The following is a 1065-nucleotide window of genomic DNA, read 5'->3' as shown; positions in this document are numbered from 1 at the left end:
TAATTTTCGCAGTATCAATGGTATTTTTCCAGTCCCGGTAGATTTTCAGGCTTTCTTCGTAGCTGTCGTATTCGGTCTTGGTGAACTTGGCAATCTCAGCGGCTTCGAAGAGTTTGGTGAAGATGCGTTCCTGCAGGGCTTTGGGACGTTCCATCAGGCGTGAGAGGTTGCGCAACACGAAGAGCCATTTCTCGAACATGCCGTTCAGTTCTTCTTCGCTTTTATTGAACTTGGGCATTTCCAGGTAAATGAAAGTCAGCTTGTCATAAAACACTTCTTTGGTCCGGGTGTCCATGAGCTTCACTTCGTGGTGATAGAAATTATCGCTCTGCTCGTCGAAGGTGAAGTTGAGGATGCCGATGACATATACGGCTTTCAGCCGGTAGTTCCATTCCTTTATCATTTGTTGGTCACGAATAGGAAATGTTGTATAGAATAGAATCCTGTCCTTGAAGAACTGTTGTTCTCCGCGCTGCATTTCTACCAGTATCTTCTCTCCGTTTTCGTTTTCGCAATACACATCGAACACCGCCTTGCGGTCTGCCTCGCCGGTGCCTAAATGCTCCGTATTGAGGTAGGTCAGGCCTTTCACCACTTCTTTTCCGTGCAGGAGGCTGTTGATGAAGCTGATGAGCAGGTCCTTGTTTATTTCGTGCCGAACAGTTTCTTGAATCCGAAGTCGGTATAGGGGTTGACGTATCTGTCGCTGAGTTCTCTTCTGTCCATAATTGCCTGTGTTTTAGGAATGTAACGTATGCAAATATAGTGTTTTTTTGTAATTTGCGAAGACTGATTTTTATTTCCTTATGCCTCTGTCTGTTTGTATTTTAAATTCTTATGCAGGCATAAAAGGGTCAGTCATGAAACGAATACATCAAGACGGGAAAAAACTTTTGGGGAAATTCAAAACCGTTTCTTAGACGGGAAAAAACTTTTGGGGAAATTCAAAACCGTTTCTTAGTTCCTATGTTTGTAATGTGCTAGCAAAATAGCATAAAGCCAAGAGAATTATTAAATTTGTAAATGAAAGAAATAACTTAATACCCCCATGACTTTATGCGTAAA

The 1065-nt window shown here is 42.3% G+C and carries 1 pseudogene; it reads right to left on the bottom strand.

The window, feature by feature from the left end:
* Positions 1-726: pseudogene (locus B5F71_RS19470) on the bottom strand (Rpn family recombination-promoting nuclease/putative transposase); the annotation flags it as partial.
* Between the last annotated feature and the right edge of the window lie 339 nt (positions 727-1065).

The organism is Bacteroides sp. An269, assembly GCF_002159755.1.
In the GTDB taxonomy this organism is placed as follows: domain Bacteria; phylum Bacteroidota; class Bacteroidia; order Bacteroidales; family Bacteroidaceae; genus Phocaeicola; species Phocaeicola intestinalis.
This window is presented reverse-complemented; position numbering and strand designations above follow the sequence as displayed.